Origin of the sequence: Fulvimonas sp. R45, assembly GCF_030504985.1 — a bacterium.
GTDB lineage: Bacteria > Pseudomonadota > Gammaproteobacteria > Xanthomonadales > Rhodanobacteraceae > Rhodanobacter_A.
Genome location: NZ_JASERU010000001.1, coordinates 265860 through 292720, shown reverse-complemented (window position 1 = coordinate 292720; position 26861 = coordinate 265860). Strand labels below are relative to the sequence as shown.

The 26861-nt window shown below is 67.5% G+C and carries 1 protein-coding gene (only partly in view); it reads right to left on the bottom strand.

Annotated elements, in window-relative coordinates; all coding sequences use genetic code 11:
* A protein-coding gene (locus QMK61_RS01315) for a tandem-95 repeat protein (RefSeq protein ID WP_302069900.1) crosses the window boundary here: on the bottom strand, positions 1-26861 show its 5' portion. The gene continues 10291 nt to the left of window position 1, outside the view; the window shows 26861 of its 37152 coding nt (coding positions 1-26861); it begins with the start codon at positions 26859-26861; its stop codon lies beyond the left edge, outside the window.

Sequence of the window (26861 nt, the reverse complement as noted above, 5' to 3'; positions counted from 1 at the left end):
TCGCCGTCGATGGCCTGCAACTGCCAGCCCTGGTCGCTGCCGAAGCTGGCTCGGTAGACGATGGGCGAGGAAGGCGAGGCATCCAGCGGCGTACCGACGGTGCCCAGGGTGAAGCTCAGGTGGGTCAGGTCGTGCGACGCGGCGAGGCTCGTGGGCAGGGTCAGCCAGACGCGCGCGCCGACCGTCCAGGCGGCGGTGGCGCCGCTGGCGGTGGTGGCGTTCTGGTCGGTGGTGAGGTGGCTGTCGAAGCCGGTGAGGCTCCAGTTGCCGAAGCCGCCGCCCTGGCCGCCGAACGTGCGCGCCACGGCGAAGTCATGGCCGCCGAGCGTGTAGGTGGCGTCGATGGCGGAAGCGACCGGTGCGGTCTTCTGCGCGGTGTCGACGATGATGCGTGCGTCGATCTCGCTGGTGCGGCCGGCGAGATCCCAGGCGGTGAAACGCAACTGGTACACACCGTTGTCGAAGTCGGCCGGGTCGAGGGTGGCGAGGGCCAGCGACTGGTCGACGGCCGCGGCGGCCAGCGATGGGTCGGCGAGGGTCTGCCACTGGTCGCTGCCGGCGGGCGCGATCTGCAGGCGGTAGCCCATGGCCTGCTGCTCGTCGAGCGTGGCTTGCAGGTCGGTGGGGCTGGTGATGTCCAGCGGGCGGCCGTCCGGCGTGGCGCCCTGCAGGGCGCCGGTCCAGACGAGCGCGGGGGCGGTCGTGTCGGTCGGGTCCTTGATGCGCAGCTGTTGGTCTTGCGTGGTGGTGTTGCCGTCCGCGTCGGTGGCGATCACGCGCACGTCGACCAGGCCGGGCTGGGTGGCCTGCACGTGGAAGCGGCCGGAGCTGTCCAGCGCCACGGTCTGCCATGTATCGGTACCCATGCCGGTGCCGCGCACCTGCGCGGTGAGGCTGGCGATGCGGCCGAAGCTGCTCGCGCGCACGGTGACCAGCACCGCCTGGCCGGGAAGGGCCGGGGTGCTGGGTACGCTGTCGATGAGCACACTGGGGGCGTTGGCGCTCCCGTCGGCGCCCACGCGCACGACGAAGGTCTGCTGCGTGGTGGCGTGGCCGTCGCTGACCTGGGCGGTGATGACGACGTCGCCCACCTGGCCGGGGCCGGGTGTCCACGTCAGGGCGTGGGCCTGGGCGTCGTACTGCGCGCCCTCGGGCAGGCCGAGGAAGCTGACCGTGAGCGCCTGCGTCTGCGCGGCGCCGTCGGGGTCGCTGACGGTGATGCCGTCGCTGGCGTTGCCGCCGAGGTGGATGGGCAGGCTCAGCGTCTGGCCGACCACGGCCAGGTGGTTGCCCACGCCGAGCGTGGGTGCGCGGTTGCTGTCGAACACGCGCACGTCGACGGTCTGGGTGGTGGTGAGCGTGCCGTCGGTGGCCTTGAAGGTGAAGCTGAAGTCACGGTTGCCGGCGGTGGCGTTGTCCACCACGTCGTAGCCGGGCGTCCATTCGAACGCGCCGGTGGCCGGGTTGAAGTTCACGCCGGGCGGCGTGCCGTCGTCGTAGACCAGGCTGGTCTGGATGGGATCGCCGTCGGCGTCGAGCGAGCGCACGGTGAAGGACAGCGTGCTGCCCTCGTTCGCCAGCTGCAGCGGCACCGGCAGGATCACCGGCGCCTGGTCGACGTTGCCCACGTGGACCTCGAAGTGGCGCACGAAGCTGGCGTAGCCGTCGCTGCCGATGACATCGAAGCGGTAGGTGCCGGGGCTGGTGCCGCCGACGTTGTCGCTCTGCGCGGCGAACAGGCCGGGCGTCCAGTTCAGCGTGGCGCGGTTGCCGCCGCCGCTGGCGGGCACCGCCAGGGTCATGCCCGGCGGCAGGCCGGTGGCCGTCCAACTGACCAGGTCGGTGTCGGGATCGTTGGCGAACAGGTCGAGCGCGAGCGGCGTGCCCTCGGTGGCGGTCAACTGCACGGGCGTGGCCGGATCGGCGCTGTCGGCGACCGTCTGGCCGTTGAGTTGCAGCCCGAGCAGCTGCGGCGGCGTGTCGGCCGCGCGCACCACGATGCGCACGGTATGGCTGACCACGTTGGGCACCGGGTCCGCCGGGTTGGCGTAGCCGGCGTCCTGCGGGGGCAGGCCGCTGTCGGTGACGGTGAACACGAGGTCGTGGCCGCCGACGTCGTCGGCGGTCGGCGTCCAGGTGAACAGCGCCTGGCCGTACTGGACCTGCGGCGTGAGCTGGGCGCCGACCGGCAGGCCGGTGGCGCCGAAGGTGAGCGCGTCCTGGTCGGCGTCGCTGACCGAGATCGGCAGGCTGATCGGCTGGCCGGCCACGGCCACGATCTGCGTGGGCAGGGCGAACACCGGCGGCTCGCTGGTGCTGCGGGCGGTGAGCACGAAGCTGACCGCGCTGGTGAGCACGCGGCTGGGGTCGCCGTCGCCGTTGTCGCGGGCGGTCACGGTGACGGTGTAGTCGCCGCGGTCGTTGTCGCCAGGGGCGAAGTGCAGCGTGCCGGTGACGTGGCCGTCGCCGCTGGCCGGGTCCTGGGTCCAGGTGGCGAAGCGGGGCAGGCCGTCGAAGGTGAGCTGGAGCGGGTTGCCGTCCACGTCGGTGACGTCGACCGGGATGTCGAGCGTGGCGCCCTTGTCGACGAAGGCGTTGCCGATCGGCGCGATCACCGGGGCGCGGTTGGTGTCGGCCACCACGATGGGGATGGTCACCTGGCTGACGGCCGGCGAGCCGGTGCCGTCGCCGTCGTCGGTGGCGACCACCGTGACGTGGTAGGTGCCGGCCTGGGCGTAGCCCGGCGTCCACTGGATTTCCAATGTGTCCGGATCGAACGTGGCGCCTGCGGGCAGGCCCAGCACCTGGTAACTGACGGTGGCCGGCGTGGTGGCGTCCTGCTGCACGGGCTGGCCGCCGGGCGCCAGGCGGATCTTGGGTACGAAACCGGGGTTGTCCGGGTCGAAGGCGAACACGCTGATGCGCAGCGGCTGGCCTTCGAGCAGGTTCCAGGTATCGCCGAGGCTGGCGTCGAACACCGGTGCGCCGTTGGCGTTGAGCACGTCGAGGGCGAGCGTCTGCGTGGCACTGCGGACCACCGTGCTGCCGTCGGGCAGGGTGTAGGTGGCGGTGAGCGTGACCGCGACGCTGAAGCTGCCGTGCTGGTCGTAGCCAGGCGTCCAGGCCAGCCAGCCGGTGTCGCTGTTGAGGGTCATGCCGCCTGGCAGCAGCGGGGCGCTGTAGCTCAGGGCGACCGTGGTGCCGTCGGCGAAGCTCGCGCCGCCGGGCAGGCGGCCGTTGAGCTGCAGGCCGAAGGCGTCGCCCTCGCGCAGGGTTTGCGCCGCGACGGGGGCCAGCACCGGGGCCGGCTGGGCCTGCGCGACCACGATGTCGAATTGCTGCCGGGTGGTCGTCTTGCCGTCGCTGACGGTGACGGTGACGTCGTGGTAGGTGCCGGCCTGGTCGTAGCCCGGCGTCCAGGACAACAGGCCAGTGCGGGCGTCGAAGCTGGCGCCCGGCGGCAGGTTGGCGACGGCGAGCGTCAGCAGGTCGCCGTCGGCGTCGGCCGCGACGAGCGGCAGCGACAACGCCTGGCCTTCGTCGAGCGTGATCGTGTCGATCGGCGCCAGCGTGGGCGCGTGGTTGCCGCCCGCGACGGGCAGGTGGAGGGTGCGCAGGGCGACGCCGCCGCGGCTGTCCTGCACGCGCAGCACCACCAGGCTGTCGGCCGGTGCATTGGCGCCGGGCGTCCAGTTCAGGGTGGCGGTGGCGTGGTAGTGGCCGTCGTCGTCGGTGGTGTAGCCGTCTTCGGGCGTCAGCGTGAGCCCGGCGGGGGCCTGCACGAGCTGCCAGTGGAACACGGTGCCGTCGGGGTCGAGCGCGTCGACCTGGGCGCTCCACGGCTGGCCGACCGCGGCGGCGACCGGGAAGGTGTCGGCGCTGTAGTCGATGGTGGAGAGGGTGCCGTTGCCGCTGTCGGTCGTACCGTCGCCGCCGCTGCTGCCGTCATCGTCGCTGCCGTCGCCGCTGGTGTCGGTCGCCGGCATCACCAGCCCCAGGCTCGGCGGAAGGTTGGCCTGCGGCACGGCGTAGATGCCGTGGCCCAGGTTGAACTTGGCCAGGTCCGGCAGCCCGCCGGGGCCGCTGAAGGCGCTGGCCGGCACCACGCTGATGGTCTGGTCGGCCAGCGTGGCGCCCACGGCCAGCTTGCCGCCGAGGGCCTGCAGCGCGCCGGTGAGGTCGAGTACCCACAGGTTCGCCTGGTCGCCGCCGCCCTGGCTGGCGCCGGTGATGCTGTCGCCGAAGTACGCGCCCGGGTCGAGCAGCAGCATCAGCGGGCCGTCGATGTCGTCGGTGCCGACGTTGGTGAGGCTGACGTCGTAGCTGACTTCGCCGGTGGCCTGGTCGGAGCGGGTGTGGCTGAAGGCGATGTGTACCTGCGAGCTCATATCGAGCAGCGCGGTGAAGCCGGTGACGGTGTCCTGCCCGATCGCCAGCTGCATGCCGCTGCGCAGGCCGCCGCTGACGGTGAGCTGGTAGTGGCCGGCGGCCAGGCCGCTGACGTCGAGGTAGGCGGTGTGCGTGGCCGCATCCCAGCGCACGCTGGCGGGGTGGATGGCGGTGGCACCGACGCCGTCCGGGGTCAGGCTGAAGTTGGCGACGTCGAAGATGCTGGAGGCGTCGTCCAGCGCCGATTGCGGGTCCGTACCCAGCCACATGGCCTGGTCGAACTGCACGGCGATCTGGTTCAGCGGCAGCGGCACCAGGGCGCCGTCGGGCACGCTGGTGGCGACGACCTTGGGTGCCTGGGCGGGCGTGATCTCGTCCACGTGGTGGGTCTGCGCCACCAGGATGCGGCCGTCGGCCGTGGTGAGCAGCGCCTCGCCCTGCGTGCCGCCACCGGCAACCTGCAGCACGCGGCGGGAGTCGAGCGCGATCATCCACACAGAGGAACCGTGGGTGGTGTCGGCGACTCCGTCCACCTGCACGTGCTGGTCGAGGCCGCCCGAGGCGAACAGCAGGCCGTCGAGCAGGCTGCCCGGCTGGCCGAAGGCGATCGAGTCGACCACGCCGGCCAGGCGGTATTCGAGTTCCGCGCGGCCGAGCGTGGTGCCGCTCATCGGGAAGCTCACGATGTCGGTGGTGCCGTTCGGATCGGCGGCGGTGATGTCGCTGCCGGTCCAGCGTATGCCCCACAGGCGGCCGTCCGGGCCGAAGGCGAGGTCGCCCACGCGGGTGTTGCTGAAGTGCTGCCAAGCCAGGCTGGGATCGGCTTGGTTGGGGTTGAAGACGTCGATGCCGTCGCTGGCCGACACGTAGATGTCGCCCGTGCCCGGCTGGATCGCCAGCGCATATGTCAGTGGCTGGCCGTCCGGTCCCTGCAGGTGGCGCAGGATCGCGCCGCTGGACGGATCGACCTGCACCAGTTCGTCGCCAGTCATGACCCACAACTGGCCGAGCGCATCGACCGCCATGTCGAGCACCGGCGCATCGAGCGTGAACAGTGGCGTGGTGTCGTGGCCGCCACGCGCATCGTAATGGTAGACCTCGTTGCGTTCGGCACCAGCACTGACCAGCACCGAGCCGTCGGGGAGTTGCACCATCGCCATCGCGCCGATGTCGGCCGCGCCGGTGGCGAAGCCATCGGCGAAGCCGCGCGCGGCGAACGGCGCCAGCACGTTGCGCAGGTCGCCCGCGCCCACACTGGCGACCTGGCCCGGCACGAGCTGGGTGGCCTGCTGGAACAGCGCATTGTCGGGGTAGCTGCGGTCGGCCGGCGCCTGCGGCACCTGCGCGGTCTGCTCGACGCCGGGCGTGACGCCCAGGCCGTCGAGCACCTGCTGCCGGCTGCCGTCGTCGGGCAGCACGGCGTTGGTGACCATCGCCGCCTCGCGGTTGCCGGCGTTGTCGGTGGCCGCGGCGAGGAATTCGTAGCGGTGGCCGGCTTCGCCGGTGAAGGTGGCTTCGGTCTGGCGGGGGCCGACCTGGCGCTGCCAGATCTTGAAGTCGCCGCCGTCGGTGGCGACGTAGACGGTGACGTAGCGGATGCCGCTGGCGTCGTCGGTGGCGGTCCACTTGACGTCGTAGGTGGGGTTGCCTTGGGCGTCGGTGCCGGTGGCGGTGACGTCCACCTTGGTAGTCGGCGCGGTGGCGTCCAGCGTGGTGGTGACGGCGGCGCTGTCGATCGGCGGCGTGTCGTCGAAGAAGATGCGCGCGCCGGTGACGATGTGCGCGCCCGACACGGCGCCGCTCGCGGCGGCCACCGTGTAGCTGACGAAGCCGCTGGCCGGTTGCGAGCCTCCGGTCGGCTCGAGCAAGGCGCGGGTGAGGTCCTTCATCACCTCGCCGGTGGCCGGATCGATGGCCTGCAGCAGCCAGGTGGCCGTGCGCGATGCTACGTCGATACCCGCGCTCACGCGCAGGATGAAGCCCTTGCTGCCGGTGAAGTCGAAGTCGCCCTGGAAGTTGGCGCGGTCGGCCGGCACGTGGATGTTGATGTCGCCGATCTTCAGGTCGCCCAGGCGCAGCGAACGCGGGTCCAGGCTCGGGTCGAGCTGTGAGACGATGCGGATCTGGCCCACGCCCTGCGTGCCGGGATTGCTGAAGGCGAAGCTGTAGGGCAGGGGCGTGGCGGCGGGCACGTAGACGCTGCCGTCGCTGGCCATGCTCTGGCCTTGCGGACCCTGCACGCTGATCGCGGTGTCGTCGACGTTGCTCTGGCCCGCCACCAGCTGCAGGTACTGTGCCAGGTTCAGGCCCTTGGCGGGCAGTGGGTTGAAGTCCTGGTCGAGCAGGCCTTCGTTGCGCAGGTACTCGAGTTCGGCCTGGCTGCCGACGAAGACGGTGAAGTTCTCGAATTGCAGGGTACGGCCGGCGTGCTGGTCGTAGTCGGCCGGGTTGGCCATGGCCGGTACGGGAACCTGGACCTGTGCCCCGCTCGCCGGGTCCGTGCGCGTCTCGTAGTGATCGATCGCGCCGGTAGCCGCGTCGGGATCGCCCGCATAAGTCGCGGTGTCGCCATACCACTGCTGCACCTTGGCGAAGAAGCCCAGGATGTCGGCCTGCGTACGATAGCTGTCGCCGCCCTTGGACATCAGGATGCCGGCGGCCAGCGTGGCGTTGAGGCTGACCACCTGCGGGTTGGTGGAGATCGGTGGCGCCTGGTCGGCCGGGAGCAGCATGCCCGAGGCTTCCAGCGCGGCCAGCCAGCCGTCGACCCATTGCGTCGGGTCGGCGGCGAGCACGGCCAGGGCGCTGGGCGCGTCCGCATCCGCGAGCACGGCATTGCGCAGGCGCAGGGCGTACGCGGTCTGCTCGGCGACGAACTCGTCGCGCGTCAGCGCCGTGGCCGCACCCACGATGTTCATCTCGAACGATTCGGACATCGCTTCGACATCGGTCAAGGCCCGAAGGTCCGGATCCAGGAAGCGTGCCGTAAGGCCTTTCTGGATCTTGTCCAATCCACTGACGCCCCCGTCGAGGATGCCTTGCGCCTTCCAGTCCGGATGGGTGGCGTACAGCGCGTCGCGCAGTGCGTCGAAGTCGCCGTTCACCCATGCCGTCAGGCCCGGGTAGGTCTGGAGCTGGAAGGTCATGCCGACGAAGCCGTGGTCGGCCACGTCGAAGGCGTAACCCGGCGCCAGGTTGTAGCCGCTGGTGTTTTCCGTGCCGTCCAGCGACGCCCACGGGATGTCGCTGCGCGGCTGGGTCCCGGGCGTCTGGCCGTAGCCCTGCGTGTTGGCCGGTGCGCCGGCGGTGTTGCCGAACGGCGAGCCGCCCACGTTGGAGCCGAATATCGCGTAGGGCAGGTTCAGTTCGTCGAGCAGGTACTTGTTGTAGCCCATCTCGACCGCGCCGATGTCGAAGCGCACGTAGGGCGTGTCGACGTTGGTGAGGCTCTGCAGCGATACCGAATAGGTGGCTGCGTCGCCCGGTTCGAGGTTGCGCGGGCCGCCGATGCCGATGGTGACGTCGTCCTCGATGCCGCGCTGGAGTAGGTAGCGGTCGGCCTCGGTGACGCTCTGTCCATCGGGATTGACGACGGTGACGTCGTACAGTCCGAGCGGGAAGTTGCGCGTGTCGAACACGGCGCGGATGTGGGTGGCGTCCAGCACCTGCCAGCGGTCCGGCTCAGCCTCGTAGACGCCCGGCCGGGTCAGCTTGACGATGGCGCCGGCCTGGAAGCTTGAGCCGTAGATGTCCAGCGTGACCCAGCGGTGGTCGTCGTCGCCCACGCCGCCGTTGTCCGGCGTGACCTTGGTGATGGACAGCGGCAGCAGGTCAGCGCGCAGGGTGGCGGGCACGGCGTTGCCGCTGCGCGAGCGCACCAGGATGTAGTAGTCGCCGGCCTGGGTGCTGGGGATCAGCGCCTGCTGGTCCGCCGAGGCCGCGTCGGTGTAGGCAGCGTCGTAGGCGAAGCTGGTGGGAATGTCGCCGTAGCGCACGAACAGCTCGTTGTCGCCGTTGGTCGCGCTGGAATCGAGCAGCACGCGCAGGGTCTGGCCGGCGGCCACGCTGACCTTGTAGAGCAGGGTCTGGCCGTCGGACAGGGTGATCGGCGTGGGACTGGCGACGGCGATCTGCGGCACCTGGGTCTGGATGGTCGCGGCCGAGGCGGTGAGGTTGTTCGCCTCGCCCGGGGCCATCACCAGGCCGGTGGGTCCGTAGCTGATGTCGCCCTCGTAGACTTCGTTGTACAGGTCCGGGCGGACGATGATGCGCCAGCTGCCGTCCTTCAGCGGCGGCAGGTCGGCGGTGAGCGTGCCGGAGTAGCTGGCGCCGCCGGCAAGGTCGCCGACGTGGCCGACCTTGCCGAGCAGGATGTCGCCGATGTCCCAGCCGTTGTCCTGCGACAGGTAGATGGCGTCCGTCCACTGGCCGTGGGCGGTGTTGCTCGAGTTGTTGGTGACCGAGTAGGTGATGGTGACCGGGCTGCCGACGGTGGCCTGGGCCGGCGCGCTGACGTCGACGGCCTGGAGGTCGGCCGGCGGCGGCGTTTCCACCAGCATGGGCTGCGCCGCAGCGGTGGCGTTGTTCTGGTCGTTGCCGAATTCGCGCACTTTGCCGAAGACGCCGCTGCCGAAAGCCTGCGCCGGGTCGGTGATCACGAAGACGTAATACGGACCATCGAGGTCGCTCGGGGCGGTGACCTGGAAATGGCCGTCATAGCTGCCGCCTGCGGCGAGGCCGCCGCTGTGGCCCAGGTAGCCGAGGTAGTAGTCCTTGTTGACGTCGAGGAAGCGGTCGCGCGAGAGGTAGACCAGGTCGTTCCAGTTGGATTGTCCGCTGGGCGTCGCGCCGCCGGCGTTCACCACGCGGTAGTCCACGCCGAAACTCTGGCCGGCCAGCACCGAGTCGGGCGCGGTGACCTGGGCCACCTGCAGGTCGGGCGGGGTGGCCAGGGTAATCGGCAGGGCCAGCGAGGCGACGTTGTTGCCTTCGTCCTTGAATTCCAGCACTGCACCGGGGCCACTGCCGCTGATACCGATCAGGTCGGAGCGGATCGTGCTGGCCTCGTAGACATCCGGTGCGGTGGAAGTGTCGGCCTTGACGATGATGTGGAAGTTGCCGCTGATCGACTGCGGCAGGTGGAACGTGGCCGACTGCGTATAGGACTCGCCGGGTTGCAGGAAGCGTGGATTGCCGTTGGCGTCGGTCAGATGGACCGGCTGCAGGCCGGAACGGTTCTCGACCAGGGCATAGTCGCCGGTGTCGAGCGAGTCGTCGTTGGACAGGTAGACGCCGTCGTACCAGTCGCTGACGCGCGTGGCGCGGGTGCCCTGGTTGGTGACCGTCCAGGTGACGGTCACCAGGTCGCCGGATTGCGGCGCCGGGTTGTCGATCGTGATGGCGCCGATCTGCAGGTCGGCTTCGCGATAGGTGATGTTCAGCGGCGCACCGCCGATGTTGTTGGTGTTGCTGGCGCCTTCGTAGACGGAGCGGCCGTAGTAGCTTGCCGCGTCGTTGTTGTAACCGCCGGAGACCATCTCGTCCGCAGCCTTCGCCGGCAAGCCGTAGCTGCTTCGGGCGCTGTCGGTAATGACATAGATGTAATAGCGGCCGCCGGTGCCTGCCGGCAACTGCACATTGGCGGTGACGGTGTAGCTGGCGCCGGCGGCCAGGCCGCCGGTGTTCTTGTGTTCGAACGCGCCCAGGGCCGTGGCGCGGCTCGGGATGAAGGTGGGGTCGGTGCTGATGAACACCGAGTCCTGCCAGCTGGCCGTCGACGCCCACACGGCATCGCCGCTGTTGGTGACCGTCCAGGTGATCGGCGTCAGCTCGCCGGAATAGTTCTGCGGCTGGCACTGCACGGCGGTGACCTGCAGGTCGGCGGGGTGCGGCGTGACCAGCTCGGCGCTGGCCAGGGTGTCGTTGCTCTCGTCCGACTCGTGCACGTGCGTCCATGGATCGGCGTTCGTCTTGACGATGATGTAGTTGCCGCTGATGGATGGCGCCAGCTGGACGGTCTGGCTGACGGTGTACGACTCGCCGTTGTTCAGCGCGCGGTTCTGCGTATAGCTGCCGAGGGTCCAGACGTGCTTGGCCTTGCTCAGGTCGGCGTTGTCGGCCACGTAGACCGTGTCGACCCAGGCGCCGTTGAACAGGTCGCCCTGGTTCTGGACCGTGTAGCTGAAGCTGAGGCTGGTGCCGGCGTCGATCGTCGCCGGCGCGTCCACCTTGGTCACCACCAGGTCGGGCGGGGTGATGCCGAGCACGCTGATGGGCCGCGCCTTGTAGTTGTTGTTGTCGACCTGGGTGGGATCGTCCGGATTGATGTTGGAGGCGAGCGTGTCCTCGAGGATGGTGTCGTAGGCGTCCGACCAGACCGTGACGTAGTATTGGCCGCTCAGGGTGCCGTCGGGAACGGTGACCTGCAGGTCGCCCAGGTAGTCCTCGCCCACCGCGAGGTTGCCGGTGTGCTTGACCGAACCCAGCAGCACGTCGCCCTTGTTGGCGCCCGGCCGGCGTGGGTCCTTAGCCAGCCAGACGGTATCGGTCCAGCTGTCCACGTCGGCGGTGAGGCCGCGGGTGGGCGCGCTGCCCAGGTTGCTGACCTTGTAGCGCACGTCGATGCTGGCGCCGTGCACGGCCTGGTCGGGCGCGACCACGTCGCTGGTCACCAGGTCGGCGAAGGGCTGCGGGTCGACGTAGAAGTGCGCCGCCTTGATGTTGTTGTTGTCGTTGGGGTACTCGTCGACGTTGTAGTCGCCGTCGGCCACCACGATCAGGTAGGCATCGCCGCGCCAGGTGATGGGGATGTTGACGGACGCGGTGGTGTTGGAATAGCTCTCGGTCGGCGCCAGCGCGCTGTTGTTGTCGTAGACGCCGACCAGTTGGTCGTCGGCGCTCAGCGTGCCGTCGAGCGAGAGGTAGACCTTGTCGCGCCAGTGGCCATTGGCCGCGACCGAGCCGAGGTTCGTGATGGTGTACTGGATGCCCGCGCTGGTGCCTGCCGCCACGTGGTCGGGCACGACCACGCTGCCGACTTGCAGGTCCGGGCGGCTCAGCAGGCTCACCTGGAACGCATCGGTGGAGATCAGGGTGTTGTTCTGGCTTGCCGCGCCGTATTCGTAGACGTCGTTGTTGCCGCCCGAGTTGGTGACGATCTCGATCCGGTAGAGCCCTTCGATCTTCGAAGGCAGGCGCAGTTGTTCGGTGCGGGTGTAGGTGATGCCGGGCGAGAGCGGGCGGTCGTAGGTGAAGTTGCCCAGCACGACCGCCTGGCCGCCGCCGTCGGCGGGGACCAGCTTGACGGTGTCGACCCACGGGCCGACCGCGTCAGCCGCGCCCTGGTTGACGACGGTCCAGGCGATGTCCACCAGAGCGCCTTCCTGCGCCGCCTGCGGCACGCTGACCGATTGCACGGCCAGGTCGGGCGAGGGGGCCAGTTGCACCGGCACGGCGGCGCTGTGGCCGACGTCGTTGTTGCCGTAGATGAATTCGAACGGACCGCCCGTGCGCACGTTGAGGTAGTAGTTGCCCTGGATGCCGTTAGGCAGGGTGACGGTGATGCTGCGCGTGTAGGCGTCGCCCACGGCGAGCTGGCCGATGTGGTCGGCCGAGGCCAATTGCACGACCGAGCCGGTGCCGTCGGGATGGCTGCTCAGCCAGACCTGGTCGCTCCACTGCGCGGTGTCGGTGATGCCGATGCCGTTGTTGGCCACGCTCCAGCTCACCGTGAGCGGCTGGCCGCTGGTGGCGGTGCCCTGCGTGGTGACGGATTGCACCTGCAGGTCGGCGTAGGGCTTGGGCATCACGTCGACGGCGTGGTCGAGTTCCAGCGTGTCGTTGGCGGTCGCGCCGTTCTCGAACACCGCGTGGGTCGCGTCGGTGACCACGAACAACTTGTAGTGCTTCGAGGTGCCCGGGGGCAGCATCACCGACAGCTGGCCGGTGTAGCTCTCGCCCTGCGCCAGCGCGCCGTCGCGGTGGAACTCGCCGAGCACGGTGCCGTCGGCGACGTTGTCGTCCGTGGACAGCACCACGCGGTCGGTCCACCCGTCGGCATTGCTGCTGCCGTTGCCCTGGTTGGTCACGGTCCAGCTCACGTCGAGCGTGGCCGGGTCCGCGATCAGGGTTTGCGGGGCCACGATGGCCGATACGGCGAGATCCGCATGCGGGGCGGTCTGCACGGTCAGGCCGGTCGACTGCGTGTTGTCGGTGCGCGAGGCATCGTCCAGCGCCTTGACCGCGTCGGTGACCACGATCACCTGGTACTCGCCGGAGTAGGCGAGGGGGATCTGGATGTCGGCGCTGCCGGAGTAGCTGGCGCCGGTCGCCAGCGGGCCGCTTTCGGCCACCTCGGCGACCTGCGTGGTGGTGTTCCCCTGCTTCAGGTAGACGCGGTCGACCCAGGTCCCGAGTGCCGCCCCGCCGTTGTTGTCCACGGTCCATTGGACGTGCAGCGTGTTGCCCGAGACGACCAGGCCGGGGCCGGTCAGTGCGGTAACCGCCAGGTCCGGTTTGGCGATGGCGACCGGGGCGTCCGAAAGCGCCTGGTTGTTGCCCGTCGCATCGCGCTCGAACACGCTGTTGTCGGTGTTGGTCTGGACTTCCCAGTAATAGCTGCCCCTGGCGAGCGAGCCGGGCACCTTGACGGCCACGCTGCGCGTGACGCTGGCGCCGGCCGCCAGCGGACTCGTGTTGAGCACGCTGGCCACTTCGAAGCGGTTGCCGGAGTCATCCACCAGGAAGATGCGGTCGCGCCAGGCATTGGTGGCGTCCGCGCCGCCCAGGTTGCTGGCTACGTAGGTGACGGTGGCGGCGTCGCCGGGGCGCAGCGCCGTCGGTCCGGTGACGCTGTCCACCGCGAGATCCGCGGTCGGGGCCAGGGCCACGGTGAGCGTACCCACCGAGGCCGCGGTGTCGTTGGCCGTGTGTCCCAGCTCGGTCACCGTGTTGTTGCGGTTGGTGGTGACGATGACGTAGTAGGTGCCGGTCAGGCCGCGCGGCAGGGTGATCGTCGCCCGGCCGGTGTAGCTGTCGCCGACGCCCAGCACGCCGGCGTGGGTGACCGAGCCGGCCAGGACGAGGTCGTCGGAACTCGCGGTGGGGTCCTTCGAAAGCACCACGCTGTCGTTCCACAGCGCCAGGTCGGTCGGCGCGTTGCCGGTGTTGTCGACCTGCCAGGTGACGAGGATGTTCTCGCCGTCCTGCGCGGTTGCCGGCATGATGACGGACTTGACGCCGAGGTCGGCGTAGGGTGCCGCCATGGCGAGCGCCTGGGCGGAGCTTGCGTTGTCGGCGCGTGTGTCCGGCTCGGTCACGTCCTGCTTGGCGTCGGTGATGACGCCGAGGTAGTAGTGTCCGTCGCCCCGGATCGGCAGCGCCACGTTGGCCTGCTCCGTATAGCTGTCGCCGACGGCGAGTGCGCCGTCGTGTTCCACGGTGCCGATCACGACGTCGTCGGCGTTGCCGATGATGGCGTCGGTGCTGAAGACGATCTCGTCGGACCAGCTTGCGCTGGTCGAGGTCAGGCCGTGGTTGGTGACGCTCCAGTTCACGCCGACCGTTTGCCCGCCGACCGCCTGGGCCGGCGCCGTGAAACTGGTCACTTCCAGATCGGCGTATTTCTGTGCGGTCGAAATCGTTTGCGTGGACGTGCTGTTGTTGCTCTCGGCGTCGTTGTCCAGGTTCGTCTCGTAGAGGACGCCGGTGCCCGCGCTGTTCTGGTCGGCGGTGACCGTGATGCCGATGTTGCCCGTGCCCCTGAGTCCGTCGGGCAGGCGGAAGGTGAAGCTGCGGCTGCGGGTTTCGCCGGGCGCGATGGGGCCGTTGCCGCCGAGCGCCGGATCGTAGAACACGCTGCTGTCGAGCAGGACGAGGCCCGTGTCGAGGTTCTTCACCACGATGCGGTCATTGAAGCCGATCCCGGTGGCGCTGCCGCCCTGGTTGACGTCGTCCCAGGTGATCGTGACCGTGCCGCCGGCGATGATCTGCGGGCTGGTCACCTGCAGGTTGCGGGTAATCAGGTCCGGGCCTACCGCCACGATCTGCTGGGTGCTGTTGTTGGTCTCGCCGGTGCCTTGGCCGTTGCCTTCGGCGATGTCGTTGGCGCTGTCGGCCAGTACCGTGATCGCATAGCGGCCCGAGGCGTCCAGCCCGGTCGGCCAGGTGAAGCTGGCGTGGCGGGTGCGTGTCGCGCCGGCGGCCAGGGCGCCGGCGGCCAGGTCGTCGCGCAGCGTGACGGTGGCGACGACGTTGCCGGTGGACAGGTTGAGCACCTGCAGCGTTTCGCTCCAAGGCGCGTCGATATCGATATTGCCGTCGTTGTGCGTGATCCAGCTGGCGTTGACGGTGCTGCCCGGCTGGATGCCGGCGGCCGGATCCAGGGTCAGGTCGCTGATGGTCAGGTCCGCGTACGGCGCCAGCGTGACGTCCGCGTCAATGCTGGCGGTGTTGTTGCCTTCGGCGGTGCCCGAGTCGTTGCTTTCCGCCAGCACGTTGTCGCTGTCGAGGTAGAGCGTGAAGCTCAGGTGGCCGGCAGCCTGCGAGCCGTTCGGCAGGGTGAAGGTCACGGAGCGGGTGCGCGTTTCCCCAACGCCGATGGCGCCGTCGGTCGTGCCGTCGTACGGCACGATGAGGTCGGCGACGATCGCACCGGTGTCGGTGTTGCGCACCAGGATGCGGTCGTTCCAGTTGCCCGAGGTCGGCATGGCGCCCTGATTGGCCACGATCCAGTCGGCCGTGACCGATTCGCCGGTTGAAAGGTTTTGCGCCGGCGTCAGCTGGAACGAACCGACCACCAGATCCGGCGACGGCTGGGTCACCAGGCTGTTGAGGAACACGGTGGGAGGCGTGGGTACCGTCACCACGTTGAAGGACACCGGGGCCGGGACTCCGCTGTCGGTATTGCTGCCGCCGATGACGAGGGTGTAGGTGCCGGACAGCGCGAAGACCTTTTCCTGGTCGTAGCCGTTAAAGATTTCGCGGTAGGCGTTGGAGCTGACGTACTGGTCGTATGCGTTGCCTATACGCGTCGGGCCGAACACGACGCGGCCCAGCGGGTCGAGCAGGGTCCACTCGGGAGCTGTCAGGCTCTGGTAGGGCGCGGTCGCCGTACCGACGAGGCTGATCGCATCGAGGTAGTAGTGCGTACCGGCCTCGGCATCGAAACGGAAAAGTTGAAGGCCATTGACGGGCGATGCGGTGACGCTGACGGGCGTATCGGTCTGGATCCGGGTGGCGTGGTCGAGATCCAGCACCCGGAATGAATAAGGCTCGCTGCCGCTGAAGCTGGAAATGGAGAGCACGTAGTCGCCCGGGGGCAGCAGGCCGCTGCTGTCCTCGCGCGTATAGCCGTACCCGGTCTTCTGCATGCTCTGGGCGAAGACCACGCCATCGGGGCCCGTGAGCGTCCAGAAGAGCGTCGAGCTCGAACTCAGGTTGTCGAAGGTCAGCTGCTCCGCACCGTCCAGGTGGAGCGCGTACTGCACGGGGACGCCGCCGGTCGGCAGGCTTCCGCTGATCGTGCTGTCCAGCGTCAGAGGCGCGATGGTCTTGGTCGCTTCGAACTGGAAGGCCTGGTTGCCGGATACGAGCAGGACGTAATGCCCGGCGCCCAATTTCAGCGAGGCCAGGTTGGCATAGCTGGAGCTGGTGTTGTAGGTGTCGAAATTGCCGGTCGATACGACCTTGCCGTAGGAACCGATCAGCGTCCACGTGACGGACGGCGAATCGCCATGGGCAAGCAGGAAGTTGCTGGTTTGGTCGAGATCGAACTGGTAGGCGACGGTGCCGGTTTGCGGGCCACCGGAGACTTGCGTGTCGAAGGCGAGCGCGGCGGCGGCCGCCAGGGTCTTGAGCTGGAAGGAAAGGGTGTTGCTGTAGTACTGCCTGTGCCTGAGGACGAGGGTATAGCTGCCGACGCCGAGCGACATCGCGGGTACGCCCTGGCTGAGGTCGCTGCAGTCGAAGACCACCACGCCGCGGGCGTCGGTGACTTTCGCCGAGCCGATGGAGCCGCTGATCTGGTCCAACCAGTAGAGCCCGGATTGCGTTATGTCAAACGAATAGGTGGCGATTCCGGTCGCAGGGAAGGTGACCGTGATCTGCGTGTCCAGCGCCAGTGGCAGTTCGGGATTCGTCAGGGAGAAGGAAAGCACGTATGGCGTGGTCGCCGTCGACCCATAGTTGGCGGTCGAGCTGTCCCATACCAGGGTGTAGTCGCCGCTGCGGGGAAGCGACGACAGGTCGCTCGTGGTCATCAGGCGGCCGAATGCGTCGTATACCTGCCAGGTGCCGGAAGTGCTGCCGGTGAACTGGAAGATCTGGCCGGCCTTCGCCTGGAATCGGCGGACCTGGGCCGCGCCCTGGGCTGCCGTGCCACTCGCGCTGTCGCCTGCAGCCAGCGCCGCCGCCTGGCCGGCATCGATCATGTCCAGGGCGAACGCCGTCGTGTACCAGTAGTAGGAGGTATTTGCGACGGTGACCGTGTAGGTGCCGGCTCCCAGCGGAACCAGGGTGCTGCTCGATGGGTAGCCGCTGTAGATCATCGTGTTCCCCTGGCTTACGGTCAGTCTGGGGACGTAGCTTCCTTCCTGCACCAGATCGAACAGCACGTCCGTGGCATGGTCGAGCTGCAGCGAGTAGCTGGTGCTGTTGCCGCCGTAGAGGGTTCCGCTCAGTCGATCGCCGAGGCTTACCCCGGTCCGGCAAGTGAACTGCAGCGTCTCGGATGTCGTATTCGTGCCACTGGCGGTGGCCACCAGAATGTAGTGTGCGGTGGAGTTCAGTGTCGCGGTGAGCTCCCCGGAGCCGCTGCCACTGGCAAGCGCCACAGGATTGCCCATGGCATCCAGCAGTTTCCATGTCCAGGTACCGCTGCCCGGCGTCGGCACGATATGGATGGTTTCGCCCGAGGTTCCATCCAGTCCATAGAAGTGGCTGGCCCCCGCTGCGATCGTGTCCGTCACCGTCTGTCCGACGACGATCGGCGCTTCTTTCTCGACGTCCACCAGGCGGAAGTGGAAGTCGCCTTGGCTCGCGTCGCCGGTCGCAAAGGAGAACGACAGCACGTAATCGCCCGGGGGCACGGTTTCGATCTGGACATCGCCCAGGGTACCGCGGAAGGCTTTCCCGTTGGTGCCGGTGAGTTCCCAACTGCCGTTGGCGCCGCTGGCATCCAGCGCGAGTGAAGTGGGTTCGTCGATATGCACGTGGTACGAGGGCGTCGCTCCCTGATTGGCGCCTGGTGTCGTCATGGCGCCGAGCGCGAGTTCGGGCAACTGGGCCATGCCGAGCAGGCGGAAGGGCAGCGTGTGCTCGGCGCTGTCGGTGGAGTGGGCGTCGATCTCGAGCAGGTAGCTTCCTGCGTCGAGCGCTACTGGATTCCCGTTGCCCGTAAGGCTGGTGCCGTGCCACTGGCCGTCCTGGCCGAGCAGCCATGCGTAGGCGGAGACGCCGCTCGTGCTTGCCAGTGCGTCCAGCAACACGAGATCCGGCGTGGCCAGCGTCACCCGGTAAAACGTCGACGTCTGCGTGGCCCCCGTCTGGATGGAGGCCGTCTGGTCGAGGGCGAGGGTGGGCGCGGCGCTCAGGTCCTCCACCTGGATGTTCAGGTCGGCGTCGGAGCCGTCGTTGGTGAAGGCCCAGACGCTGAGGGTGTACGTACCGGGGGCGATGCCCAGCGAATCGGGGTATCCGAAATCGATGGAGCCATACCAGCCGGTGGATGTCGTACCGTCCGAAAGCGACCACAGGCCGAAAACGGACGGACCGGAGAACACCAGGCTCGAGTCCGCGGCCAGCGTGACGCTGTATTGCTTGAGTACCGGGGGGGCGCCCGCGGACAGCACCGACACGCCACCGCGGTCCAGCGTCGCGGATTCGCCTGGCGCGCGCATCCACTGGAAGCTCAGCGGCACGGAGCCGTCGTTCAGGGCGGCGTTCGAATCGAAATTGGCGAACTGCAGGTAGTAGCGTCCGGTTTGCGCGAACTGGATCGCCTGTAGTCCGTCGGCACCGCCTTCCTCCACGACCGCGCCGCTTGCATCGAAGAGGGTCCAGGTCACCTCCGAACCCTGCAGGCTGTCTCCGGGGATGAAGCCATACGTGTCGCCTGCATTCGCGTCGATGGCGAACGTGTCGCTCCCGTTCGTCTCCAGGTCGCCCAGCGGCATCACCGTCGGCGCCGAGCCATCGACGAGCACCGGGGCCGTGGCGGCGGGATCCTTCAGCTCCAGCCGATAGGCTTCGGAGTTGCCGGAATCGGCACCATCCACCCGGAGCTGGTAATCGCCGGCTTCGAGCGACAGCAGGCCCGGCTCGACGGAGGTCCACTGCCCGTCGTGACCGAGCGAGAGTTCCACATCGGGACTGCTGCTCTGGCCGGCAGCGGCGCCCAGGTAGAGATCGACCAGCTGGACCGAATCGAGATGGAAGCCGTAAAAGGCGCTGGAACCGGGGGACGATTCATTCCCGGCACTCACGGTGCCGGTGACTTCGCTGCCCATCTGCAAGGCGGTCGAAACGAGGACCGACGGCGCTCCTGCACTGCTGGCGAAGTACCAGGTGCCCGGGGCATCGGCAGTGAAATCGGGCCCGGTCGGGCCATTGTCCAGGGATGTGAAAGCTTCTTCGCCACCGCCACGGGGGCCGTTGCCATTGCCGATGACGATGGTGCCGAAGAACGACAGGTCGGGGCGGTAGACATCCCAGGTGCCCCAATCGTTCGGATTGAAATAGTACGCGGTTCCGGTGGCGAGCGTTGCCTGCACCACAGGTGCACCCGAAGCATCGGAAGCATCCAGCGCCGGCACGCTGGCCGTGTCGCTGACGAACAGTTTCAGGTCGTTGTAGCCTGATTCGCTGCCGCCGGTGTCCCGGTTGAATACCTCCAGGACATAGTCGCCGGCGGCCAGGCCATTGACGATCTTGACACCGTCGGCACTGACGTTCCCGTCGGCGACTATCGCGTCGCCAAGGCGCAGCCTCCAGCCAAAATCGTCCCCGTTGTTCCCGCCATCGGCAAGGCTGACGAACAATGATCCGGCCTTGGACAGGCTGAAGCCGTAGGCGCAACTCCCGGATACGGGCAGTTGGGTGTCGACGGTCTGTCCCAGGGTGTAGGGGGTGACCGGCGTGACTGGAACCGGGGCCACATGATCGATGGTTGCCCCGAACGTCCCGCTGTAGGTATAGGGGACCTCCGAACTGTAACGGTAGCCGCTGACGATCACATAGACGTCGGTACTGGCGACGAAGGGGATCGACGGCAGGGTGCCGTCGTAACCGGAGGAGCCGTAACCCAGGAAGTGGCCCTGGGAATCAAACACGTCCCACTCCACGTCGCCATTGCCGGTATCGGCATCCGGAGTGAACTGGAGCGACAACGTGTCTCCGGCCGCCACGCTCAAGCGGTAGGCCGATTGCTGGTTGTAGGTGGAGGCCCAGTTGGCGGCCACGGGGGCATCCGTGGAGAGCACCGTGGCCTGGCCCAGATCCATCCATTGGATGCTCCAGGTATCGCTGGTGTTCTCGGTGCTGCTTTCGGCAAAAGCTTCCCCGCCACCCGAGGACTGGCTTGCGACCGTGAAGCGATAGTTGCCGGCCGCGAGCAGGACGGGGGCCAGATTGCGCAGTCCGCCGGAGGCGACGACGTTGCCCGCATCGTCGGTGAGGCTATAGTTCTGCCATTGCGATACGTCCCCGCCGAGCAGCGGCTGGAACAGCGTTTCCGACGGTACCGTGAATGTATAGGCCTCGCCGTACTCCGAGGCCTGGGTGTCGACGGTTGTCGTCGTTCCGAGGCTTATCGCGGAGACCTGCGCCCCGAGCGTGACCGTGGTGACGACGTCCGTATCGATGGGGGATTCGCGTCGTTCGATGACCAGGTAGTAGTCGCCGGCATCGAGCAGATGGCCCAGGTTGCCTGCCGTGTCGGACCATACCTCGTTGCCATTCGGGTCATACACGGCGTACTGGAGGTTCACTGTGTCGACAGGCGCCACATCGACGGTGCCGAATTCGTCCTGGGCCGAAAAGCGGTAGACCGCAGCCTCCTGCCCGGCGCTGAGGGACACCACGCCGGTATCGGGGATGGCCGGCACGTTCTTGAACGCCGCCAGTTCAAAGGAAAAGCTCGTACCGGCCGTGCCGAACAGGTCGATGTCGCAGGGGCCTTCCTCCAGATACGCCGGGTGGTAGGACGCGTCGAATTCGTTGCCCGATTGACTGAGTCGTACATCACCGGCCAGCACGTTAATCAGCTCTACCGGTTGGCCCTGGTCCAGATTTATCCGGTAGGACGCGTGGCCGCTCGAATCGAACGTGCCGGTGATGGTCGTGTTCGCATCGGCTGTCACCGGCTGGACGACGGCCATGCCCAGCGTGTACGAGAGATCAGTGGCTTGCCGGTCGGCGGCCATGACCAGCAGCGTGTAGCTGCCGGATGACAGGGCTTCGCTCGATGCATCCGAACCACCGCCGCCGACCTGTAGGCCATTGCCATTGAACAGCGCCCACGCCAGGCTGCTGTCGCCTTGCAAGGCGAACGCAAGCCGTTGTCCTTCGCCCGCCGATATCCGGTATGCAATCTCCCGCCGCGCCTTGTCGAAACTGCCTGTGGCGTTGCCGGACAGCAATGCGGTCGCCTGGGTCAGGTCGAGCACCTGCAGGTCGAAATGAGCCACCGCGCTGGCCGAAACCGTGAGCAGGTAGTCGCCGGCCGACAGCCAACTGGCCTGTTCGAATGCCGCGCCCTGGGCGCCGTTGCCGGAAAGCTCGGAATAGCCGTTCGCATTCGTCAACGTCCATTGGATGGACGCATCCGAGCCGAGGTCGTGGATCTGCACGGCCGTCCCGGCAGGCACGTGCAGGCGATAGACGTCGCTCGCGTTCGCCACGAGGTCGCCGCTGATGTCGCCCTTCAGCGGGATCAGCACCGGCGGCGGCAGGGCGAGGCCGACGTGGAAGGCGCCGACGGCATCGGCGGCCGTGGCGCGCAGTACCAGGGTGTACTGTCCTGCCGCCAATACCGGCATGTCGGGATGGGACGCATCGAGCCCCTGTGCGACCGCCTTGCCGTTTGCATCGAAGATTTGCCAGGAGAATTGCGAGGCGTCGATGCCGCTGACAGTCAGGTCCGGTATGCCGGATTTCGGCAAGTTGCAGGTGTAGGCAAACGCACGCTTGTCGGTGGCGAGTGTGGAGTCGCAGCCAGCGGCGCCCAGCGGTGGCGCATCGGCTGAGTTAAGCAGGTCGAAGGCATAGCGCGCATTGTCGGCGGTGGCGGTGACCTTCAGGATGTAGTCGCCGGCATCAAGTACCGTGGTGGGGTCGACAACGCTGCCGTCGGTGGCGCGCAGCCATTCCCAGCTCGTGCCGGTCGAGCCGGAGTCCTGCATCAGGTCGGTTAGGCTGAGTTTCTGGTCGAAAGCCACCACAACCGGGAAGGAAGCGTAGTTGCCGGCCTGGGCCAGCGTTCCCGTGATGGCGGTGCCCAGCGAAAGTGCATCACTGGTCCCCGTTTGCGCCTGCTCGGTACTGGTCAGGCTGTAATCGGCCGCGGTGCTGGCACCCGAGACCAGCAGGATGCGTTCGGTCCCCTTGGAAACCCCGTCGGCGAGGACAACCGTGCCGGTCGGCAGGGTATAGCTGCCCTGCGTCGTTCCCGCGGCGTCCAGCACCGTCAATGAAACAGGCGCGCCCGCGGTGCCCGACAACGAAAGCTTTGCATCGGAAGCATCCGCAGCGACCCGGTACACTGCCAAGTCGTCCGGGCCTTGCAGGTGGCCGGACACCGTGCCGTTGGGATCCAGTACCGGGGCCGCATCCAGGTCCAGCACGCGCAGGGAGAAATCGCCCAGCTGGCTCTTGTCGACGGCTGTCACGTACAGACGGTAGGTGCCGGGCTGCAGTACCACGGCGGCGGATTGGGCAGAGGAGCCCTGGGCCACGACCGCGCCGCTGCCGTCCACGATCGACCACCCGGCGGTCGTGCCCTGGACGTCCTGGAGCAGGAGCCGGCGCGTGACCGGCGCATCGAAGCTGAACTCGGACGGCACCCCCACGTGGTCGAGGGGGCCGGTCACGATTCCGCCGATGGCGAGCGCCTGGCTTTCCGGCGAGACGAGCAATGCCGTTGCGGCGAATTGTGCCGCCCCTTCATCGTCGGTGCGAAGGCCGATCAGGTATGGCCCGTCATGGGGCAGGGCGAAACCGTAGGAGGTATCCGCGGCCAGCGTCGTGTCCCCGACAATGGTGTTGCCTTGCGCGTCCCGGATCCAGAGCTTCGCGGTTCCCGCGAGGCTGCCGATGTCCAGCGCCAGGTATTGGCCGGCCTGGCCGTCCACGCGGTACAGCGTGGTGCCGTCGTGGGCTGTGGCGGTGAACGATTGTGCGGTGCCCAAGGGCAGGGCCGTGGCATCGGCAAAGGCATCGAGCTTGAACTTGATGGCGCCGATGGCATCCGTCTGCGGCGTGATCGTCAGGGTGTAATCGCCTGCAGCCACCAGGTCGAGCAGGTTGCCGTCGGCCTGGGCCTGGAGCGTGCCGCTGCCGATCGTGCCGGTGGGACCGGTCAGTGTCCACGACATGTCGTCACGGTCGGCCAGGGATTCGAGCATGGCATGCGTGGGCGCGTCGACGGTGAAGTGGTAGCTCAGCCGATCGCCGATGCGGACGACCTGGGCGTCGACCGCGGTATCCAGCGGCAATGGCGCGTCCAGGGTCTTTATCGTGCGCAGTGCGAAGCTGAAACTGTTGCCCGAATAGTTGTGGTCGAACATCAGCACGTAGTGACCGGTCGCCAGCGTGAACGGCGTTTCCATCGTGGAGACGTAACTTCCGGCGACCTGCCTTCCGGTGTCGTCGATGACTTTCCAGTTGCAATTGCTGTACGCCGGCGCGTCGAAGGCGAACTGGCCGGCTTCGGCGACGTCGAACTGGAACGCCTGGACCGCGTTCGGCGGGAGCGTCGCCGTCACCGTGGCGTCGAGCGAAGGCAGGGCGGGGGCCTGGGCCAGGTCGGAAAGGGTGAACGAGTAATTCGCCGTCGAAAGGTAGTAGGAGCTGATGCTGAGCGTGTACGTGCCCGCTGGCAGTGCCTTGATGTAGGGCTCGTAGCCGCTTCCCAGGCTGGTCGAGCCTTCGGTTCCGCGCGGCCCGACCAGTGTCCAGTAGGGGTTACCGCTGCTGACGGTGCTGTTGAAACTCAGCACGGTCGCCTGCGCCAGGGTAAAGGTGTAGTTCACCGTGTCGCCGGGTTGGGTTATTTCGCCGGTGACCGTCGATCCCAAGGTGAAGGGGGCGACCAGGGTGCGCTTGATGCCGAAGCTCAGGGCGAGCGAACTGCTGTGCTTGCCCAGCACGAGAAAATACGTGCCGGTCGTTGGCGCCTGGACGGATTGTGAATTGGTCAAATAACCCGAAGAGACCTGCTTGCCATAGCCATCGATCAGCGTGTACGTAGAGTAATAGTCGCTGCTCGTCCAGTAGAGCTGATCGTTGGCGGACAAGTCCAATCGAAGGAGCGTGTCGTGGCTGGTGGCGGCATCCAGCGTCAGGGGCGTGCCGATCTGGGCGCCGACGGCGCTGTCGGCGTTTTGGAGCTGGAATTGGTAGTTGGCCGTGCCCGTGCTGGTGTTGCGGACCGACAGCACGTAATCGCCTTCCCGCAGCCACCGGGCGTTGGGTGTCTGACTGTTGTTGCCGCTGAACGAACTCAGCCAGCCGAAACCGGAGCCTGCCGGCCCCTGCAGGCTCCACTGGGCGGATGAAGACAGCGAATTGAGCGCGTCGAAGTCGACCAGCTGCGCGGTGTCGAGATGGAGCGCGTACTGGGTCACCTGGCCGCTCGCCAGCTCGCCCGCGTAGACCTGGTTCAGGGCGGCGGTTTGCTGCGTGGTGGTCTTGGGCAGGACGCTGAAACTGAAGGACGCCGAACCCGACATGTAGGGGTCGCCTTCGTTGACCAGCGTGTAGCGACCCGTGGCGGCGAGGTGGTAGGTGAGGTTGTCGCTGCCGATCTGAAGCTGTTGCCCATAGGGATCATAAAGGCGCCAATCGGAGTTTCCATCGTTGGCGTTGCTGGCCTGGAAGTACACGTCGGTGCCGGCTGTCCCGTCGAACTGGTAGCTCAACGTGGAGTTGGACGGCGAGCGCGTGGCGGACACCTGCTGGCCTAGCGTCAACACCATCGCTTGCGAAGGATCCAGCAGGCGGAAGTTGTAGTTTCCCGAGCCTTTGAGGACCAGTGCGTAATCGCCGGCAACCAGCGGAATCGAAGGGGTGCCGTAATCGGCATCGCTTTCCTCGAGCCTGCGCCCGGACACCTCGCTGCCGCGTGGGCCGACCAGCGACCAGGTGACAGAACTGTTCCAGATCAGCGAGTCCATCAGTAGGAACTGGTTCTGCGCCAGCGAGAATCGGTAGACCTTCGAATCGCCCGAAGCCACTGCGCCGGCAACCGCGGTACCGAATGTCAGTGCGTCGCCATCCGGCAGCGGTGCCGGGGCGCTGTTGCCTTTGGCCACCAGCTTCAGGTCGTATGCCGATGCGGTTGTATCTTGGGAAGCGGCGGTGATCTGCAGCGTGTATTGCCCCGTCGAGGACAACTGGATGCCGGTTGCACCGCTCTTGAGCGCGCCGCTCGTGACAGTGCGGCCGTACAAATCGACGATGCGCCAGGTTCCGGTGGCCGTGCTCGACAGGCTGGAGAGATCGACCTGGTCGCCCGCATTCGCGGCAAAGCAGTAGGCCACCGACGGCTGGTCCGGACCCACGTTGCCGGAGATCTCGTCGCCCACGGCCATGGCGGCGGCTTGGGCCAGATCCTGCAGGAAGAAGCTGAACGCGCCTGTGGCGCCGTTCTTGCCGCTGACGCGCAACGTATAGTCGCCGGCCGGGGCCACCAGCGCATTGCCGTCGCCCTGCGCGAACGTGCGCTGGTCGACCAGCTTGCCGCCAGGCCCGGTGAGCGACCAGTCCACGTCCGTGCGGTTGGACAGCGAAGTGAAGGCAAGTTGCGTCGCGGTGGCGAGGGAAAAGGTGTAGACCTGATCCTGGCCTGGCAGGGCGAGGTTGCCGGATACCGGCGCGCGCAGCGTCAGCAGTTGGACGAGGTCGGGAACCTGATGCAGGGTGAACTGGTAGCCCACCGCCGCGTTTGCGGCGTTCGAGTCGGCGCCGTCCATCGCCAGCCAGTAGGTTCCAGCCGCGCCCGCCGTGAATACGGCAGACGTATTGTCGAGGCTGCCCTGGGCCGTGGTTGCACCGTAGGGATCGACCAGTCGCCATGAAGCATTGCCACCCGTGACGGTTCCCCCGAGGCTCAGCTTTTCGCCAGCGGCCAGATCCACCCGGTAGAGCCGAGTACCGCACGGCTGGTCAAGCGTGCCGCTGGTGGCCTGGTCCGGAGTCAATGCCTGCGTCGAGGCGGAAGTCAGCAGGCGGAACTGGAAGTCGCCGGTTGTGGCGCCGGCCGCATCGATCGAGAGCGTGTAGTCGCCTTTGGGCAGTCCGGATAGCACTGCCGTGCTGGAGGTTTCGTCGAGGCCGGTGCGCGCCACTTCCTGGCCGCGCGGCCCGCTCAGCGACCAGTAAAGGTTCGTGTTCGAAAGCCGATCCAGCAGCAGTGACGTCGTGTCGTCGAGCGTAAAGGTGAAGTTGGCGGTCGCGCCCGCGGAGCCGATGTGGGCGGTGGTTGTGTTGTCCAGGGTCAGCACCTGGGTGCTGTCCACGACATTGGCCAGGGTGAAGCCGTAATCGACCGGGTTGGAATTGCTTGCCTGGCCCTCGACCATGAGCAGGTATTCGCCCGTGCATTGCACGGTGAAGGTGTCCCTGTCGCTGTTCACGTCGTAGCTGCCGCCCTCCAGCCGTCCATACGGATCGAGGAGCTGCCAGGTGGCGGAACCGCCTGTCATGCCCGCGTGATTGAAGTAGAGCTTCTGCCCCGCCGTGGCATCGAAGCGGTAGACGGCGGTCTCGTTGCCTTGGGCGAGCGTGTCATGGACGGCCGTGTCCGGCGTGAGGGGGACCGCCGCCGCGGCGTCGATGATGCGTAGCGCATAGCTGCCCACCGCATCGGCAACGCCGTCCACCGTCAACGTGTAGGTGTCGGGGGCGAGGTCGAATGCCGGCACGTACGAACCGGTGTCCGAGTTGAAGGACTGGCTGGCGATTTGCTGCCCGGCCGAGTTCGTCAGTGCCCACTCGATATCGGACCGGTTGGTGAGGCTGTCGAACACGACGCGATGCGTGTCCTGCACCGTGAACTGGTAATGGTTTTGTTGTCCGGGCTGGTCCAGCGTGCCGCTGATGGAAATCGCGGAGGGGTTGACGTCGCCCGACAGCAGGACGCGAGGTTCCAGTGCTTCGAACCGGATGGCCGGGACATTCGCCTCGACGATGTCGCGGATTATCGGGGTATTCTGCTCGGCGGGTTCCTGGACGGAGGCGTTGTCGTTCGACTGTTCCAT